We start from the raw sequence: 18298 nt of genomic DNA on the forward strand, positions 1-18298 counted from the left end.
CAGTACGCACAAGTGCGTACGTGAACTGCCGGCAGCCGACAGTGTAGCGAGCGTTCAGCACAGTGTCAATCCCGGTGGGCGCCGGTTCTGCCAAAACGTCCCAACCGACGTCTGTGCGCGCTGCCGATGCTCGCCCGCCGCCGTTGAGACTGTCATGGCCCGCCGCTACAATGCCGCCGGCTGCTGGTGCTCGTCATCGGAGCGCCACCCGCACCCGCGTCCAGGTGTCTGTCCCACCGTCTGTTCGTGGAGGGCTCCCATGTCCGACCGGCGCCCACAGCGCCACGGCGCACCCGGCTATGTCGGCGCGGCGATCAGCCCGCGCGAGTCACGGAAGCTCGTGCTGGGGCGCGGCTCGTACATCGGCGACCTCACGCAGCCGGGGATGCTCCACATCGCCTTCGTCCGCAGCCCGTACGGGCATGCCCATATCCGCTCCATCGACAGTGCGGCCGCGAGACAGGCGCCCGGCATCCACGCGGTGCTGACCGGGGCGGACCTTGCGCGGGTCACCGCGCCGCTGCGGATGGCCCCGCCCATCGAAGGGCTGCTGCCGATGGAGATGACCACCCTGCCCGTCGACAAGGTCCGCTTCGTGGGTGACCCGGTCGCGTGCGTCGTCGGCGAGGACCGCTATCGCGTCGAGGACGCCTGCGCGCTGGTCGAGGTGGACTACGATCCGCTGCCGGCCGTCATCGATCCCGAGACGGCCCAACTGGCCGGCCAGCCGCTGGTTGATGAAACGATCCCTGAGAATCGCCCATACTACGGCGTCTTCGCCCACGGCGACGTGGACGCGGCCCTCGCAGAAGCCGACCGCACCGTCACGGCGCGCTTCCACCAGGGTCGCCAGACCCACGCCCCCATCGAGACGCGCGGCTGTCTCGCCAGCTGGCTGCCCGGCGACGAGACGCTGACGTTCTGGCACTCGACGCAGATCCCCCACCCGATGCGCTCGGCGCTGGCCGCCCGCCTGGGGATCCCCGAGAGCGACGTGCGGGTCATCACGCCGGATGTGGGCGGCGGCTTCGGGCAGAAGATCCCGCTCTACCGCGAGGAGCTGGCGACGGCGGCGGCCTCACGGATGCTCGGCCGGCCCGTGCGCTGGATCGAGACGCGCCGCGAGAACCTGATGGCGGCGCTCCACGCCCGCGAGGACATCGTGGAGGTGCGCGCGGCCGTCACCCGTGATGGGACGATCCTCGGCCTGGACGTCGAGATCCTGGCCGACTTTGGCGCCTACGCCTACTTCCCGGCCAACTACATGGCCCGCGTCGTCGGCATGATGATCCCCGGCGCCTATCGGCTGCGCGACTACCGCTATGCGATCACGGCGGTCCTGACCAACAAGTGCCCGTCTGGCCCATACCGCGCCCCGATGCTGATCTGCAGCTGGGTCACCGAAGGCACGATTGACGCCATCGCGCGGGCGCTCGGGCTGGACCCGGTCGAGGTGCGGCGGCGCAACATGCTGACGGACGCCGATCTGCCGTACCGCACTGCCACCGAGCTGACGTACCGGTCGGTTCACCCCCGCGCCACGCTGGAGCAGGCCCTTGCGTCCGTCCAGTACGACAGCCTGCGGGCAGCCCAGGAGTCCGCGCGCGCCGAGGGACGGATCATGGGGGTTGGCGTGGCGACGTACGTCGAGCCGAACACCTACGGTTCAGAGTTCTACAAGACGGCGGGCATCGCCGGGTCCGGCCACGACGCGGCCATCGTGCGGATGGAGCCGAGCGGGGCCGTCTCAGCGCAGATCGGGATTGTCAGTCAGGGGCAGGGCCACCAGACGACGGTGGCGCAGGCGCTCGCCGACGAGCTTGGCGTGAAACTGGAGCAAGTACGCGTCCACGCCGGCGACACCGCTGCCGCGCCGTACGGCATGGGCACGCGTGGCAGCCGTGGCGGGGTCGTGAGCGCCGGCGCGGCGCTGGGGGCGGCCCGCATCATCAAGGAGAAGCTGGTGCGGATCGCCGGGCACCTGCTGGAGACGCCCCTCGAGGATCTGGAGGTGGCGGACGGCCGCATCGCCGTGAAGGGCGCGCCCGAGACCGGCTGGGCCATCGCGCAGCTAGCCCAGAAGGCGTATCTCGCACCGACCGAACTGCCGCCCGGCATGGAGCCGGGCCTCGAAGCGACCCACGCCTACGATCCGCCGCCGCTGACGTTCTCCAGCGGCACCCACGTCTGCGTGGTCGAGATCGACCGGGACACCGGCCGCCTGAAGATCGAGCGGTACCTGATCGTCGAGGATTGCGGCACGATGCTCAACCCGCGCATTGTGGAGGGACAGTTCCACGGCGCGACGGCGCAGGGGCTGGGCGGCGCGCTCTTCGAGGAGATCGTGTACAACGCGGACGGCCAGAACCTGAGCGGCTCGTTCCTGGACTACGCGATGCCCACGGCTGCAAAGTTGCCAACATTCACGGTGGAGCACCTGGGCATCCCCGATCCGAACACGCCGCTCGGGATGAAGGGGATGGCCGAGGGCGGCGTGATGGGCGCGTCGGCAGCGATCTCGAACGCCGTGGCGGATGCGCTGGCCCCGCTCGGCATCGACGCCAGCCGCCAACCGTTCAGCGCCCGCCGGGTAGCGGACGCCCTCTCGCGAATGAGTGGTGAGGACAGATCCTCGATCAGTTGCGAGCCTCGGTGATCTGGTGATCGACACCCAGATCCAGCGCCATTTGAACGCCTTCCATCCAGTCAGCAACAAGCAACCGGTCGGCAGGACTCAGCGCATTCCGCACAGCGGGCAAATGTTTGGCGACAAAGCCGATCGCTTCGCTGTTGCGATTCTCCTGGATGAGCACGGAGAGCTGGCGCTTGAACTCGTCAATGTCCATGGAGTGCCCTTCGCCACGCCGCCTCAAGTCCCGGCTGATCGGGTTCGCGCGTACTGTTACGGGCGCCAAACGCACTTCGAGCCTGACTCATCACGCGGGCACGCTGTCGAAGCGTCAGCGGCGGCTGGCTACTTGATCGTAACACGCCCTCGACACGCTGAAGGAGGTGGTCAGCGACCGTTCCGGGCGCATGCCTCCAGAGTGCTGCCGAGAGGTCAGCAGGGTCGATCTGGGCGGCACGCCCAAACGCGTGATAGGCCTCAACGTAGTAGCTGTAGCTGGCCAGCATGGGGTGGAGTCCGAGCACAAGGATGCGGTCAACGATTGACGTCCGCCTGCCCCGGTCGGCCAGCCGGTACCGCGCGTTCTGGGACAGCGCAGAGATGTCAAGGTTCAGCATTCGCCAGTCGCCTCCCAGCGCACCCTTGCACAAATGTCCTATCGGACGCGGCCTCGCGCCGCGATGGGCCAGACCGCCACGACCGTGCCCCCGCGCGTCACGTAGTAGACATCGTGGAGGTTAATCGTCGTGTCGCAGTGGCTCGGGATCAGCTCGACCTTGTCGCCGGGGCGCACCGGACAGCCGTTCTCGAAGGTCAGCTTGCCGTGCTCATCGCCCATGAACCCGTAGGTCGCATCGAGGCCGCGCACGGCCGGCGCACCTGAGTCGCTGCTGAGCGTCTTGTAGCCAGCGTCCACGACCGCCGCATTCGTCCGCTGGGTCGAGACGACGGAGACCAGCACGGACAGACCGTTCTCGAAGCCGACGCCCTGCACTGCGCCGTAGTCACTGTCCATCACGACGTACGATCCGGGCTGGACTTCGGTGATCAGCGGCCACTCGGCGGCGTAGCGGAATGTGCCGGTGCCGGCCGTGCTGACGATGTCTACGCGGTGGCCCTGCTCGGTCAGCAGCTCGGCGGTCTGGGACAGGAGCTGCATCGCGCTGGCGTTCGCCTCGCGGCGCGCCTCAGGCTCGCGGACGTGCTGGAGGTGCCCCTCGTACCCCTGGAGGCCCACAAGCTGGAGGCCGCCGAGGCCATTCAGACGCTCGGCCAATGCCACGGCCGGCGCGCCAGGCTCGACGCCGGTGCGATTCTGCCCCACGTTGACGTCGATCAGGCACCGGAGGCGAACGCCGGCTGCTGTCGCCGCCTCCGAGAGCCGGGCAGCCGCCCCGGCATCGTCCACGACGGTCAGCACCTCGACCTGCTTCGCTACCCCGAGCAGCCGTCGGATCTTGGCGTCGCCAACGACCTCGGTCGTGACCAGAATCGGGCCGACGCCGCCGGCCGCCATGACCTCGGCCTCGCCAAGCTTGGCGCAGCAGATCCCGATGGCCCCGCGCGCCAGTTGCATCAGCGCGATGTTCGGCGTCTTGTGGGTCTTGGTGTGCGGCCGGGCGCGCACGCGGGAACCGGCCAGCGCCTGATCCAGGCGATCCAGGTTCCGCTCGACGGCGTCAAGGTCGAGGATCAGCGAGGGTGTATCTAGCTCGTGGACGGACAGACCGACAGCGCTCGGATCGGGGGGCCACATGCGGTCACTCCTTCGCCGCCACCGCGGAGACTCCGCACAGCCGCCTGCCGAAGCGGCGGCTGGGGGATCACGGTGACGGCGAGAGGATAGAGCGAGCAGGTGGCTGATGCACGAGTCCATGTTCTGTCCGGTTGCGTGGCGGCACTGTATCGCCCTCTTACAAGCCCTGTGACGCGCAACACCGCCACGCCCCACGCTCGACACTTATGCTGAAAACAGTGAGAGCAGCAGCGTCGACTCCCACAAACTGACGAGAGCGGCGCAAGCTGCTGCTGCCGACGACACCCCGCCGCACTGGCCGGCAGGGAGTTCGCGTTGTCGCGAGATACTACATGCTTGGAGCGCACGGACGAGCCACATGATCGTACATGAACGCCAACTCCTGGACGATACGCCACGGCCCGGACATCCAGGCGCGCAGCCCAGTCTGGCCATTCTTGAGGCGGCGCTCGAGATCGGGCGCGAGGGCCGCCACTGGCTGGGCGGCCGGCTGATTGACGACCGTGCCGCACAGGCCAACCTCGAGGGTGAGGTGCAGCGGCTGGAGCAGGCCCTCCAGGGTCGGGAAGCCGCCATCGCAGCGCTCAGCGAGCAGGCCGCGGCAGCGGCGAACCTCAACAGCCAGTTGTCCCGCCAGATCTCGGTGCTCTGGGACGAGCGCGAGCGACTGCTGGGCTTCCTGGACGAGGCTGCCAGGGAGCGTGAGCAGCGCGCGGCCAGCCTCGGTGAGCCGAGCGGTGGCGCGCCTGACGTCGCATCGGCCCTGGCTGCGCTGACGCGGGAGCGGGACGCTCTGGCGGCCGAGTTGGTCCGCCTCCGGTCCGGCGCGCCGCCCGCTGCCGGCGAGCCGGCCGTCGAGAGCGCGGACCTCGTCGAACTGGGGCAGGCCCTGGAGCTGATCGGCGGGGCGCTGGGCGAGATCCGCCAACTGGCCCTGGACGCACGGACCGGCGCACCTGCCGCCGTCACAGCCACCCCGGCCGCGTCCGCCGCGACCGGCCTCACGGCGCTGACCGGTCTGCAGGGCGAGGTCGGCAAGCTGGGCGAGCGTATCGAGTGGCTCGCGGCGAGCCTCGGCGATCTGCTCGACGCGCAGGCGTCCCCGCCATCCCAGGGGATCACCTACCTGAGCCAGCATCGGCGGCAGGCCGAGCACGTACACCCGGCGCGTGACGCCGCCATGGTCGATCGGGACCGGGCGGCACGGCTCCTTCCCGCGCTGTCACACGGCGCGCGCACCCGGCCATTGCTGACACTCCAGGCCGTCGAGCGGGCGCTGGCTCGGGCGCTGCCGTCCATCGGGCTGCCACGCGAGATCGTCGCCCCGCTCCTCTCCACCTGGCTGGCAGGAGCCGCGCCGATGGTGTCAGGCCGCGACGCCCTCACCACGCTCTCGCTGTGCGGGCGGGTCCTGGCCGGCGACCGGGTGGCCATCGTGCCGGTCTCGGCGTCGTTCAACTACCCCGAGCAACTCTTCCTCGCCGACGATGCGAGCGAGGCTGATGCCGAGGCCAGGTCGACCCTGCTTGACCTGCTGCTGGATGCAGTCAGCGCGGACGGGCGGGAACGGCTCTCACTGGTGATCTTCGAGGGGGCGAACCGGGCGTCAGCCGAGCGGGTGCTCCTGCCGTTGCTCCGGACCGTCTCAGGCCGCGCCGCTGATGGCTCCGCGCTTCTGCTTGATCGGGTGCTCCCAGACGGCTCGATGGACGACGAGCGCGTCGCCGCGCTGGCGCAGCGACCCTGGCCTGGCAATGTGCTGGTCGCCGCGACGCTCACGGACGAGGACGGTGCTCGACCGCTGCCCTCCGATCTGTGGGCGCGGTCAACTTACCTCTGCCTGGATCATCTCCCCACCACCCAGGTCGCGTGGCTGGCGGACGCCGATCCGGCCAGCCAGCAGGCGCTCGCACAACGGGTTTCGTTCGTGCCGTCCGAGCTGTGGGAGGGCTGGACAGCCGAGACGCGCGACGAGGCCGAGCTGACAGCCTGCACGTCTGGCGACGTCGAGGTGCTGGACAGCCGGCGCGACGTCGTGGCGATGTGGCGGATGATCGAGGCCGGGCTGGCCGTCCTCGGGCGGCGCCACCCTGCCGAGCGCACGGCGTCGGTGCTCCTGCACCATGCCGTCGTCCCCTGGGCGGTGAGCGCCGGGCTGGATCGTGAAGCTGCGAGGCTCGTGGAGAGCCAGGCCGGCCCGGGAGACGGCCAGTCACTGCCACGTCCCTGCTGCCCGTGCCTGGAGCGCGCCATCCGAGGCGCCGCCGACCGCTAGCGGGCCACGCCCACCGATACGGCGACGCTCGACGCCCCCGGTCACAACGGGCTGTTGTGACCGGGGGCGTCTGGTTCCACGCGAGGGATGTGGCGGTTTCTCGCCGACCGGCGATCAGCGGGTGAGGTCGGCGAGGCGGCGCAGGTCCGCCTCCAGGGCACGCTGCTCCTCGCCGTACCGACCCCAGTCGCCAGCCCGCAGTGCCTCTTGCGCCCGGGTGTAGTGCAGGTTGGCGGACTGGATCAGGGCGGTCATCTCGCCGGTGGGCGGCGCCGACGGCCCGGCTGCCGACTGCCCGGCGGACTGGGCAGGGGGCTGCGCCACCGGCCCCGCGCCCATGGACGGCGCCAGCCCCTGCGCCCCGATGAACAGCTTCCCGAGCGCCTCTTCGAGCGTGGGTTCCATCACCACGCGGTTGCCTGTCGAGACGATCACCCGCTTCAACTCGGGGATCGGGCCGTTGTCGGCCTGGAGGTAGATCGGCTCGACGTACAGGTTCGACGCGCCGAGCGGGATCACCAGCAGGTTGCCCCGGATCACCCGCGAGCCGGCCTGGCTCCAGAGTGTGAACTGCGAGGAGATGGTCGGATCCTGGTCGATGCGGCCTTCGACCTGGGCCGGCCCGAACACAAGCCGTTCCTTCGGGTACTTGTAGACGACGAGCTTGCCGTAGTTGGCCCCGTCGGAACGCGCCGCCAGCCACGCGATCATGTTCGTCTTGTTGACGGGCGTGAACGGCTGCATCAGCAGGAACTCTTCGTGGGCCTCGCCGGGCAGCCGCATCACCACGTAGTACGGCTCGACCGGGGCCGGGTTCACGTCCCAGCCGACCTTCTCCCGCGCGATGTCCCAGGAGTCCTCGCGGTTGTAGAAGACCGTCGGATCCTGCATGTGAAAGGTCAGGTAGCGGTCTGCCTGGAGCCGGAACAGGTCCACTGGGTAGCGGACGTGCTGTTGCAGGCTCGCCGGCATCTCGGACATCGGGCGGAAGAGGGTCGGGAAGACTCGCTGATAGGTCTGGATCAGCGGATCGCTCGGGTCAGCCACGTAGAAGGCGATCGAGCCGTCATAGGCGTTGATGACGACCTTCACGCTGTTGCGGACGTAGTTGAGCCAGTTGCCGATGGTGCGCGGACCGAGTGGCTGCCAGTAGACCGGCTGGGAGTACGGATAGGCGGAGGTGTGCGTGTACGTGTCCAGCATCCAGTAGAGCTGGCCGTCCGCCACCACGATGTAGGGGTCGGTGTCCTGGAGCAGGAACGGGGCGATGCGCTCGACCCGCTCGCGGACGGACCGCCGCCACAGCAGCTCGGAGTCCTCGCGCACGGCGCCTGAGAGCATCAGGTTGCCGTCACGGAAGCGCAGGGCAAACGCGGCCCGGGCCAGCCAGTTGCCCATCTTGATGCCGGCCCCGCCCGCGTGCCGTGTCTCCGCGTTCTCGTCGCCGCGCGGAAAGTCGAACTCTGGTTCGGTGGTGCGAATCAGGACGTAGTCCGAGGGCCGCGAGCCGAAGTAGACCTCGGGCCGGGTGATCTGGAACGCGCCGCGCGGCGGGACATCCTGTAGCAGCAGTTGCGGCCGGCCCTCCTCCGCGACGGCCGCCACCAGGGCCATCGTCACGCCGTAGCCGTGAGTGAACTTGAGCCGCTGATTGACCCAGGTCTGGGCCTGGGACGGCAGCCGGGTCCGGTCCAGCTCGCGGGCGGCTACCATCACCTGTCGGTAGCCGCTGTCCACGGCGTAACGGTCAACGTCGACATCCGCGAAGGTGTAGTAGCTGCGGATGCTCTGGATCTGGTTCAGCGTCTCCCGCAGCGGCCGGTGGTCCCACAGCCGGATATTGCGGATCGTCTCAGGGTTATTCCGAACGTCGTCGGCGGTGACCGCCTCTTCGTAGGGGTAGAAGCTCTCCTGGATGCGATCGAGTCCGAAGGCCCGCCGCGTCATGGCGATGCCGTTCTCGACGTAGGGCCGCTCCTTCTCGAGCTGATTCGGCTTGACCTCGAAATTCTCCACCATGTTCGGGAACACCAGGCCGCCGAGGACCGCCACCAGCGCCCAGGCGGCCAGTCCCGTCAGGGCCGGCCGCAGCGAGCGGGCGAACGCGCTGACGACGATCAGCACGGCGGCGCTGGCTGCCACGGCGGCCATGATGTAGAGCGCCGGCATCTCGGCGCGGACGTCGGCGTAGCTCGCGCCGTAGGTCACGCCGCGGGTGGAGTAGACCAGCTCGTAGACGTCCAGCAGGTGGTTCGCGCCGACGAGGAGCATCAGGACGGCGGCGAGCAGCGCGATGTGCAGCTTCACCGAGCGCGGCAGGTTGAACATCACCCGTTCGAGGTTCACGCCCAGCTCGTAGGCGCTGACGACGGCGTAGACGGCGAACGTGGTGGTGGCCACCAGCACGAACGTGCCGAGCAGCCAGGAGTGGGCTGACCGCAGGAACGGCAGCGTAAAGACGAAAAACGACACGTCCCGCCCGAACACGGGGTCGGCCACGCCGAACGGCACCTGATTGAGAAAGCGGAGCAGGATCGGCCACTGCCCGGAGGCCACGGAGCCCATCACGACGGACAACAGCAGGCCCAGCACGACGATGCCGATCTGGACGATCCGCCCATAGACCGACATTTCGCCGCTGAACCGCGAGCCGACCCTGGCGATGTAGGCCCACAGCACGTCCTCGTCGGGGGGCGAGAGGTGCTCGAACCCCCGAGCCAGCCGCCGCGCCAGGAACGCGCTGGGCAGGTAGAGCAGCAGGAAGAACCCGGCGGCGGCCACGAACAGGCCGACTTGATTGGTCAGGACGGTCTGGTAGACCGGCGCGTAGCCAACGCTGCCGAACCAGAGCCAGTCGGTGTACAGGTCGACGCCGACGGTGGCGAGCACCAGCAGCACGACGACAAAGCCGACGACGGCGATGCGCCCATTGCCTATGGGAGAGTTGCCGCGCCCCTGGCGACGTGGCCAGCGTTCGGTCGGTACAACTGGGTCCACGTAGCGCCTCCGCCCGGATGTGGCCATTCTACCAGGGGAGCGGACTGCCCCAGGAAGGATTCTGCCCGGATGCGTCGGCGGTCGCCCCCTGGCCACACTGGACATTCGGCGGCGGGCAGGTGAGTGGCTGGTATACTCGGAGCAGGGTGGCAGGTGGCAGGACGCCGACGCACGGCTGGTTGAGACACGCGCGCCGCCGCCTGCTCGAACGATGGCGCCAGGAGGAACGCGAGGTGCTCGACGACCGCATCAAGGTCGGGCAGGTGGAGCGCATCGACACGTTCCACGCCGTCGAGCTTGGCTGCAACGCATCGCTGCTGCGCGAGCCGGGTGTCCACATTCTGCCGTCTGAGCGCCGGACGCGCCCGAGCTGGGGCGGCTACACGGTGCCGATCCTGGCGCTCTCGACGGCCACCGGCGGCGTCATATCGGCGCGGCCAGACCTGTTGGAGCGGGTCCGCTCTGGCCTCGGCCCGGCGCTCTCAGACCGCCCGATTGGCCCCTCCGAGTTCACGCGGCTGCACCATGTCGCCCGGCTCGCCGTGCCGTACGCTTACAGCCTGAGCGGCCACGTCCTCTACACCGACGCCGACCAGTTCCAGCCCCGCCAGAGCCGGGCGGTCCGCCTGGAGCGCAACGATCCACGTGGGACCGATCTGCGCCGGCGCTTCGACGGCGAGATCTTCGTGGTCTGGTCGATTCGCGGAGACATCGCAAGCTGGTCCGCGATCAAGCTGAAGTCGAAGGATGTCTGGGAGATCGCCGTCGTGACGGAGCCGGCCTACCGGGGCCAGGGGCTTGCGAAAGAGGTCGTGTCGGCGGCGACAGCCTACATCCTGGAGCAGGGGCGGCTGGCGCTCTACGTCCACGACCGCACAAACCTGGCCTCGGCGCGGGTGTGCCGCTCGCTGGGGTACGTCGAGTACGGCGAAGAGTTCTTCAGCGAGTATTGAGGGCGGCGCGCCCGCCGCTCAGTGGACTGGCGGGCGCGGCAGGCCGCTCGACGCTGGCCCGACGGAGCTTGAGGCCAGCGCCGTATCGTGGGTCAGGATCGGGATCAGGTCGAGGGCGCTCGGGACCACGAAGATGCCCATCGGCGTGGTGCGGCCTCGGACCGTCATCTCGTCGCGCACGAAGCCCGACAAATCGATGCCAGCCCGCAGCGACAGATCCTCGCTGACGATCAACTGCGCCTTGTACTCCTTGCTGGCGGACTCCAGCCGACTGGCCGTATTCACGGCGTCGCCCAGGGCCGTCAACGTGCGTGCCCGGCCGTACCCCATCTCCCCGACGATCACGTGCCCGACGTGGATGCCGATGCCGATCCGCAGCGGCTCGGCCAGATCCTGGGCCAGCACCCGGTTCAGCTCGTCCAGCGCCTGGGCCATCGCCACCGTCGCGTCGAGCGCCTGCCGGCAGCCGCGCACGGCGTCCTGCCCGACCCCGAACAGCGCCATCACGCCGTCGCCGATGAACTTGTCGAGGTGGCCGCCGCTCGCCTCGACCGCTTCGCCCATCGCCTTGAAATACTCGTTCATCACGAAGACCACGTCGTACGGCAGGCGATGCTCCGAGAACTTGGTGAAGCCGCGAATGTCGGCAAAGAGGATGCCGATCTCCTGCTCGCTGGCCGAGGCCGAGCTTGGCCGCAACACGCTCTCGGCAGACTGGATGGTGGGCGGCAGCAATGGGATGATGTTCAGGTCGTGGACGGGCCGGAGCTGGCAGGCGAGGCGGACATTCGGCGGCGCGCCGACCCGCCTCAGGACACGCTCCTCGTCGGGGGTCGGCGGCGGCACCTGCGCCGAGGCCGGCCCGATACGCGAGCGGCAGGTTGAGCAACGGCCCTTGCCCCCGCACAAGGAGGCGTGCGGGATGCCGGCCGAGCGGCTGGCGTCGAGCACGGTCATGCCAGGCACGGCGTTGACGCGCCGCCCGCCTGGGTAAGTCAGCCGCACGACGCCGCGTCGCCGCAGCAGCCACTGGCGCACGTAGCGCGCAGCGAAGGCCAGCACGACCGAGGCGACGAAGATCCCGTTGGCGATGCCGGCCCAGCCGAGCACCATATCGTTCTGGGCGGGCGTCATCCCCTCGAACGTCCGGTCGATCCAGCCGGGCGTCTGCGAGAACAGCGCCGTCTCGCGTCCGATGCCGGCGAACCCGGCCAGCGCCAGGGCCGGCAGCAGCAACGCGCCCGCGCGCAACAGCGTTCGGTAGCGCGGATACCAGGGCTTGAACTGCAGCCACCAGCGGACGCCCATGCAGCCGTGCGTCCAGGCGATCACCAGCAGCAGCGCCTGGACTGCCGCGCTGCTCGGGTGCTCGACCCACATGCCGAACACGACGTAGGCGTAGGTATCGTGGAAATCCTGGGTGACCTCGTTGAGGATGCGCGTGCCGAAGATGTGTGGGATCAGCATGAACGGCATCGCAAGCCCAAGCCCGAGGCGCACCAGCTCCCAGCGGGGCAGCCGCAGGTGCCGTGCGCGGTAGAGCGCCTGGAGCACCAGCACGATGTGGGTGAGGAACGCGCCGTACAGGACGACGGTGCCGACGGGGTTGCGCCAGATCGCCAGCATCACCAGGCGGCCCAGCTCGGCGGCATCCAGCGAGAAGATGCCAAGTGAATGGTTGAGCAGGTGCGTGCCCACGAAGACGAACAAGACCAACCCGGACCAGAGCCGCAGTTTCCGCGTCACCGAACAACCTCCCGCCAGCGCCGCCGCGCACCAGGATCGGGTGCGCGCACACCTGCACGCCGCCGGGCGAGCCACCCACCACGAAGGCCGCCCTCGGAGCGCTATGGTACTCGGAATACGAGCCTGACGGGAGCGGCGGCTGTATCGCCGCTGTCAGATCGCGAACAGCAGCCGGAGGGTGCGGAATCTGTGCATGACTGAGCGCCCCCAGGATGCAACGCCAGCCAGCACGGCCCGCTACCGCGCGACGTAGGGGATCGTCTGGGGGCCTTGCGGCAGCACGGCGATGCGGAGATCGTCATGCACTGCGAGAACTCCTGGCTGTGACGGCATCTTCTGGCACGTCGCGGAGCACCAACAAGCACTCACTTGGTAGCGGGAGCAGCGCATACGTTCGTCCGTCGCGGCCGGCGAACTCTACCTCGCACTCACCGTTGCCGTAGATCAGGACGACCGTGCCGACGTCGCCCCGGTGCAGCACCACGGGCATTCCATGCTCAAAATGTGTTGCCTGCACATCGTTGAGGAGGGCTACGGAAGCGTGCAGAGGAACGCGATCGTCCATGCTCTAGACTATATAGCAGGTAGTCAGTCGCGGGATATCCTCGCCGTGCAAAATGATCCAGGCCGTCAATACAGTAGCGCTGCCCTGCTCCGTGCTCAGCACGAACCGAATCGCATACACCACACCGTGACCATTGTCCCCGCGCATCACAGCTTCCGTCGATTCGGTCGCAGCGGCAAGTATCGCCTGCCGTAACAACGCTCGGTTCTCGAGTGTGATCCCGAGCGCCGACTCGAAAACTCGTGCCTTGTGTCGGCCATCGCGGTGCAGTGGATTGAGGACATATTCCTCAAGCTTCACACCCAGGTCCGCCCGGTCTCCATTCGGCAGCCTCATGGCAAGCTGAGAACCGCGCGAAGCTCAGCGAAGCGTATGCGGGTCAGCCGGCGACGTAGGGGATCGTCTGGGGGCCTTGCGGCAGCACGGCGATCCGGGCGTCTGATCCGGCCTCGCGGACGAGCCGCTCGGCCGTCTCGGCCACGTCGAGGCAGCGCTGCATGTGCGCCTGCGCCACCTGGGCATCGGTCAGGCCTCCCGTGTGCAGATGCACGCGCGCACGCTTCTGGATCTGGGCCTGGACCTGTACCTGCCACTGATCGTGCATGTGGAAGCCGTCCGACGTGATCAGGTCCAGCAGCTCCTGCGGCGATGTCCCGAGCTTCAGGATGTCCTTGTAGTTGCCGAACTCTGGCAGGCCGTCCGAGCACTCAGCAGCGGCCACAATCGCGCCGCCATCCGCCACGATCTGGTTGGCGGCGGACATCCCCTTGATCGCCTGATAGAGGTTCAGGTCGAGCGGGTAGCCACTGTTGGTGGTGACCACCACCTCGTACGGCTTCGCGACGGGCTGCATCGCCGTGTCCTTCACGAAGGCGCACCCCTGCTTGTGGGCCGTGAACAGCTCGCCGGCGAACACGGACGTGATCTCGTGATCCTTGTTGAGCGTCACGTCGAGGGTGAAATCCGGCTTGACGACGGACGAGATCTCGCGGATGTCGTCGTGCATCGGGTTGCCGTAGGTGATGCCCCAGATCGCGTTCGGGTGGGAGATCATCGGCGCGCCGTGCAGGTGCAGCACCGTCTCGATGGCCGCCAGCCCCGGCGCGATCATCTTCGGGCCGCCCGAGAACCCGGCGAACAGGTGCGGCTCGATGAACCCGGTCAGGATCTTGAAGTCGTGGCCGAGGAAGTCCGACTCGACGTAGATCGGGCCGCCGGAGCTGGTCTTCCCCAGGTAGCGGTGTCGCGCGAGGTCGAAGGCGTCGTGGTTGACCACCCGATAGTTGCGGACGATATCCGCGCCGAGCATCCGCTCCAGCTCTTCGGTGGTGTTCCCCCGGTGCGTCCCCGTGGCGATGAAGATCGTGACGTTCTTCGGATCGACGTGGTCGATCTCCGAGAGGATGACGGGCAGGATGCGGCGGGTCGGCGTGGCGCGCGTGATGTCGCAGACGCTGATGGCGACCGTTGCGCCGGCCGGCACGCGCTCGCGGAGCGGGGCCGAGGCGTGCGGCTCGCGCATCGCCTTGCGGAGCGCGGCAGGCTCGTCGGCCAGGCCCGGCAGGTAGCGCGGCTCGATGACCGTGGTGCGGTCGGCCGGCAGCTCGACCTCCAGGCCGTTCTTCCCGTAGGCCAGCATCACGCGCGTCGTCTTACTCACAGGCCCCATCCGCCTCCCTCTCGTCACTCTCTGCATTGTAGCGCCCGGCTCGGGCCGGCTACCGTGTGCGAGCGGGTAGCATCACCGTGCGGCGCTGCACCGTTCGTACCAGGGCTGGCGACGCTGCCAGCATGCAGCGTCGCGACGCATTGGGAGGCGGCATGAAGATCGCGGCACTGGAGACGCTGCACGCCGATGGCGGCGGGCGCGCGTTTGACTTCCTGAAAGTCACCACGGACGACGGCATCGTCGGCTGGAGCGAGTACAACGAGAGCTTCGGTGGGCTGGGTGTGACCCAGGTCATCCAGCGGCTCGCGCCGTCGCTGATCGGCAAGGATCCACGGGCCATCGAGGCGCTCGTGGCCTACATGCAGGCGGTCCGCCGTGTCGGGGCTGGCGGCGTGATTCAACAGGCCATCGGGGCCATCGAGAACGCCCTGGTGGACATCAAGGCGAAGGCGCTTGGCATCCCCGTCTACGAGCTGCTGGGCGGCCCGATCCGCCAGACGATCCGCCTGTACTGGTCGCACTGCGGCACCTACCGCGTCGGGCCACGGGCGGCGGCCCTCGGCGTCAAGGAGATCCGCGGCCTTGACGACATTGTGGAGCAGGGCAAGGAGGTCGTGGCGAAGGGGTACACGGCCCTCAAGACGAACCTGATCCTGTTCGACGGCAACAACCCGCGCGGGCACGTGCCGGGCTTCGCGCGCGGCGAGAGCTTCCCCGAGCTGAACGCCGACCGCAACTTCCTGCGGAGCATCAAGGAGCAGCTTGCGGCGTTCCGCGAGGGCACCGGCCCGGACATCGACATCCTGGTTGACCTGAACTTCAACTACAAGACCGAGGGCTACCTGAAGATGGCCCGCGCGATGGAGGAGTTCGATCTTTTCTGGATGGAGATGGACATGCGCTACCCCGAAGGGATGCGCTACGTTCGTGAGAGCACGACGATCCCCATCGCCTCGTGCGAGACGCTGTACACCCGCCGCGAGTTCCGCTCCTACTTCGAGCACGGCTCGATGGACGTGGCGATCGTCGACGTGCCGTACAACGGCATCCTGGAGTCGATGAAGATCGCGTCGATGGCGGATGCCTACGAGGTCAACGTGGCCCCGCACAACTTCTACAGCCCGCTCGCGACGACGATCTCAGCGCACTTCGCGGCGGCGGTGCCAAATCTCCGGATCATGGAGATCGATCCGGACGTGGTGCCCTGGTACTACGACCTGACGACGGCGACGCCGAACATCCAGAACGGCCACCTCACCGTGCCGAGCGGCCCGGGCTGGGGCCTGGACGTGAACGAGGAAACGGTCAGGGCGCACCCGGCGAAGTAGCCGGCCGGCGACGTAGCACGCTCCTGCCTTGACAGGTAACAGCGTGGCGCGGCTCCACAGCACTTCCAGCATGACAGCACTTCCAGCGTGTGGGGCCGCGCCTCAGGCACACCAGACCTATCGGAGCGCAGGGCGCCCCTCACGCCGAGAGCGATGTGGACTTGCCCGTCGTACTACACCAGGATCTTGACCCACGCGCCACCGCCATCACGATACGGCAGTCACTGCGACGCGTTGGCATCCCCAACGTCAACGTGGTGACGACACCAGAGGAGATTGCGGCCTGAGAGCATCAGATCGGGTCCGTGCTGGAGCCGGCGCTACGCGAAGGCCGTGTCCTGTACGAGCGGCAGCCTGCCGCGCGACCGCTCACTGACCTGCCGACGACGCAAGACACTGGCTCGTGCCTTGTACTACTTGACGGCACCACCCCGAAAACTTTAGTCAGATGATGATTCAGCCACCAGGCGATGGTACCAAACTGCTCCACCATCACTAATTACGAGCATCGCCGAAGGATTATATGGATCTCTTGAGAACTGAGAAACTCTCTGAACGTGATTGTTTGCAATCGGGTTAGTTCTGATCTTTTCAGTCGAAATATCCAGAGAATACATCTTTGAATTCTCCAGTGCAATCCATATAGATTTTCCATCACTTGATGAATCCATAGCGACGATATCAGAATCAAACTTTTCTACCTCCGAAAAGGCCTTTCCTCGGTCCATTGACTCGTATAGTGTGGATGATGCTCCTGCCACAAATACTCGATTCACATTGTTGGAAGGTGCGATTAGTGACCATCCAACCCAATCATTATTAGCCTCCCAAGCGATCCCGCCATCTGTGGATACACCACCACCAGAATAGCCACCCGATGACTGTCTAATAAATGTGGCAAACCACAAGCCGGGGACAACAGGCGAACTAGACATGGCCACCGTAGCAGGGGTAGAAGGGTTCTGCCCCTGCACAACTCCCCATCTCCAGCTTTGCCCCCCATCTCGGCTCACCAGATGCGGCGAATTATAGAACTGCACCGATATCCCCGCCTGTGAGTCAGTCGAAACGAACCGAGCCCCGCTCCAATTTGGGGTGCCGCCAGGCGCTCGAACACCTTGCCAGGTGACCCCACAGTCTACGCTCCGCAGAATGCCCACTCTCGCATCGAGAGCAAGCAACTCACTCTCGGTGGCTATCCCCATTGCCGCACTCACTATTCGCTGAGGTTCACTCGGCGTGGACACGATCGTCTTATCGGCAGCTCCACGGACTAGATTCCACCCTTGCGCGCTCCAGCACGCCGCAGAGGCCGGCGAAGCCCCAACCTCGGACCGTTCGACCCAAGTCGCCAGCCCCAGCACCATCACGACTACGAGGGCACGAACAGATCGAGTCACTTTCGAACCCACTTCCTAGGAGCCAATCAAAGAGTCATAAGCATTGTAAAACGCGTCTCCGCTATCTTTGGTTGTGGTGAGACGAAATGCCCAGTTCTGCCCATCATAGCTATCAATCCAAAATCCAGGTTCGGCAGGATTCGACGGGCTATAGGGGGCCTGAATACCCCAGTAGAGACTTGGGTATCGAGGATCTCGGTCTGCGTAGTGCGAGTAAAAGAACATGATCTCTGGTTGCTGGGAAAGAATCGCCGAATACAATTCCGTCAAGGCCTGAGGTCTACTCGCGAACGCATCACGGCGAATCCCCCACTCGCCAACAATAACTGGAGAATTGTCTCCATATTTGCCTTGGATTTCTCTTATCTTTTTGAACATAGAACCAATATCATTTTCTTGACCATTCCTGTCGTTATGAATATGAATATTAATCATATTCCATGGCCACTTAAACGGTTGAGATCTATCTGGAGCAAGAACATCATATTCTTGATTAAACCATTCATATATACTCTCGATATAAGTCATTGATAGTCCGTCATAATTAGGGCCTAGTTGAATTCCTCCCCAGACAAGATTCACGGACTGCCCCATAGTCTCTCTACACCTGTTCACAAGTGCTGCAAAGTTTGTTGCAGGATTTCTATGCTGACCAGATGCATCGAAGGCGTTCGGCTCATTCCAAATAATGTACGCCTCAATATTGTTGAAACGCGCGGCAACACGAGCCGCCTTCTGAGAGAAGCCTGTAATAAATGGATTGGTGCGATTTCGCAGCGCATCGTTCAGACTCTGCCCACCTGCTACATAAAAGAAGTCTTCCAATGCGGCAAAGACCTTCATGCCATGAGATCTACAGCGCCTTGCCTGAAAGGTGATCGTTTCGTCAAACTGGGGGCATGAAGGCCTATTCGCGGGATTTGCGGCTCCGGGCGCTCGATGCGCTGGATCTGGGGACGCCCCGACCGGAGGTGATCCGG

Annotated in this window: 13 protein-coding genes; 4 read left to right on the forward strand and 9 right to left on the reverse strand. The window is 66.4% G+C overall.

The window, feature by feature from the left end:
• The first annotated feature begins 259 nt into the window (after nt 1-259).
• Nucleotides 260-2656 carry a xanthine dehydrogenase family protein gene (locus IT306_19150; protein MCC7370547.1) on the forward strand — a complete coding sequence of 799 codons (2397 nt, stop codon included), beginning with the start codon at nt 260-262 and terminating at the stop codon, nt 2654-2656.
• On the opposite strand, the gene IT306_19155 is transcribed toward IT306_19150, so the two are convergent.
• Complete coding sequence (locus tag IT306_19155) at nt 2637-2846, reverse strand: hypothetical protein (GenBank protein ID MCC7370548.1); 210 nt, start codon at nt 2844-2846, stop codon at nt 2637-2639. The genes IT306_19150 and IT306_19155 overlap by 20 nt on opposite strands.
• Nucleotides 2847-3284: 438 nt before the next feature.
• Nucleotides 3285-4385 (reverse strand): DSD1 family PLP-dependent enzyme, encoded by a 1101-nt coding sequence (locus IT306_19160; GenBank protein ID MCC7370549.1) that lies wholly within the window; start codon nt 4383-4385, stop codon nt 3285-3287.
• A 358-nt stretch (nt 4386-4743) separates the two neighbouring features.
• On the opposite strand from IT306_19160, the gene IT306_19165 reads away from it, so the two are divergent.
• Entirely contained in the window at nt 4744-6660 is a 1917-nt protein-coding gene (locus IT306_19165) for a hypothetical protein (protein ID MCC7370550.1), read from the forward strand.
• A 114-nt stretch (nt 6661-6774) separates the two neighbouring features.
• Here the strand turns inward: IT306_19165 and IT306_19170 are convergent, their stop codons facing one another.
• Nucleotides 6775-9657, reverse strand: a complete 2883-nt coding sequence (locus tag IT306_19170; protein ID MCC7370551.1) for a UPF0182 family protein — start codon at nt 9655-9657, stop codon at nt 6775-6777.
• 233 nt (nt 9658-9890) lie between these two features.
• On the opposite strand from IT306_19170, the gene IT306_19175 reads away from it, so the two are divergent.
• The gene (locus tag IT306_19175) at nt 9891-10610 is read left to right on the forward strand and encodes a GNAT family N-acetyltransferase (GenBank protein MCC7370552.1); all 720 of its coding nucleotides are present in this window, start codon (nt 9891-9893) and stop codon (nt 10608-10610) included.
• 18 nt (nt 10611-10628) lie between these two features.
• Here the strand turns inward: IT306_19175 and IT306_19180 are convergent, their stop codons facing one another.
• From IT306_19180 to larA, 4 genes are all read right to left on the reverse strand, one after another.
• Complete coding sequence (locus IT306_19180; protein MCC7370553.1) at nt 10629-12356, reverse strand: adenylate/guanylate cyclase domain-containing protein; 1728 nt, start codon at nt 12354-12356, stop codon at nt 10629-10631.
• Nucleotides 12357-12654: 298 nt separating this feature from the next.
• Entirely contained in the window at nt 12655-12921 is a 267-nt protein-coding gene (locus tag IT306_19185; protein MCC7370554.1) for a DUF4926 domain-containing protein, read from the reverse strand.
• A 3-nt stretch (nt 12922-12924) separates the two neighbouring features.
• The gene (locus IT306_19190) at nt 12925-13221 is read right to left on the reverse strand and encodes a hypothetical protein (protein ID MCC7370555.1); all 297 of its coding nucleotides are present in this window, start codon (nt 13219-13221) and stop codon (nt 12925-12927) included.
• A 79-nt stretch (nt 13222-13300) separates the two neighbouring features.
• On the reverse strand, nt 13301-14590 hold the full coding sequence (gene larA, locus IT306_19195) for a nickel-dependent lactate racemase (protein MCC7370556.1): 1290 nt from the start codon (nt 14588-14590) through the stop codon (nt 13301-13303).
• A gap of 152 nt (nt 14591-14742) precedes the next feature.
• Between larA and IT306_19200 the strand changes: the two genes are divergently transcribed.
• The gene (locus IT306_19200) at nt 14743-15918 is read left to right on the forward strand and encodes a mandelate racemase/muconate lactonizing enzyme family protein (GenBank protein MCC7370557.1); all 1176 of its coding nucleotides are present in this window, start codon (nt 14743-14745) and stop codon (nt 15916-15918) included.
• A gap of 440 nt (nt 15919-16358) precedes the next feature.
• Here the strand turns inward: IT306_19200 and IT306_19205 are convergent, their stop codons facing one another.
• On the reverse strand, nt 16359-16958 hold the full coding sequence (locus IT306_19205; protein ID MCC7370558.1) for a hypothetical protein: 600 nt from the start codon (nt 16956-16958) through the stop codon (nt 16359-16361).
• A gap of 375 nt (nt 16959-17333) precedes the next feature.
• Complete coding sequence (locus IT306_19210) at nt 17334-18161, reverse strand: hypothetical protein (protein MCC7370559.1); 828 nt, start codon at nt 18159-18161, stop codon at nt 17334-17336.
• Nucleotides 18162-18298: the final 137 nt, after the last annotated feature.

The sequence above is a fragment of the Chloroflexota bacterium genome (genome assembly GCA_020850535.1).
Classification (GTDB): domain Bacteria; phylum Chloroflexota; class UBA6077; order UBA6077; family JACCZL01; genus JADZEM01.

What these genes read in the sequence shown, in the direction of transcription:
- larA (MCC7370556.1), bottom strand. Translation starts at nt 14,590, where the DNA reads ATGGGGCCTGTGAGTAAGACGACGCGCGTGATGCTGGCCTACGGGAAG.
- IT306_19185 (MCC7370554.1), bottom strand. Translation starts at nt 12,921, where the DNA reads ATGGACGATCGCGTTCCTCTGCACGCTTCCGTAGCCCTCCTCAACGAT.
- IT306_19200 (MCC7370557.1), top strand. Translation starts at nt 14,743, where the DNA reads ATGAAGATCGCGGCACTGGAGACGCTGCACGCCGATGGCGGCGGGCGC.
- IT306_19165 (MCC7370550.1), top strand. Translation starts at nt 4,744, where the DNA reads ATGATCGTACATGAACGCCAACTCCTGGACGATACGCCACGGCCCGGA.
- IT306_19150 (MCC7370547.1), top strand. Translation starts at nt 260, where the DNA reads ATGTCCGACCGGCGCCCACAGCGCCACGGCGCACCCGGCTATGTCGGC.
- IT306_19155 (MCC7370548.1), bottom strand. Translation starts at nt 2,846, where the DNA reads ATGGACATTGACGAGTTCAAGCGCCAGCTCTCCGTGCTCATCCAGGAG.
- IT306_19160 (MCC7370549.1), bottom strand. Translation starts at nt 4,385, where the DNA reads ATGTGGCCCCCCGATCCGAGCGCTGTCGGTCTGTCCGTCCACGAGCTA.
- IT306_19210 (MCC7370559.1), bottom strand. Translation starts at nt 18,161, where the DNA reads ATGAAGGTCTTTGCCGCATTGGAAGACTTCTTTTATGTAGCAGGTGGG.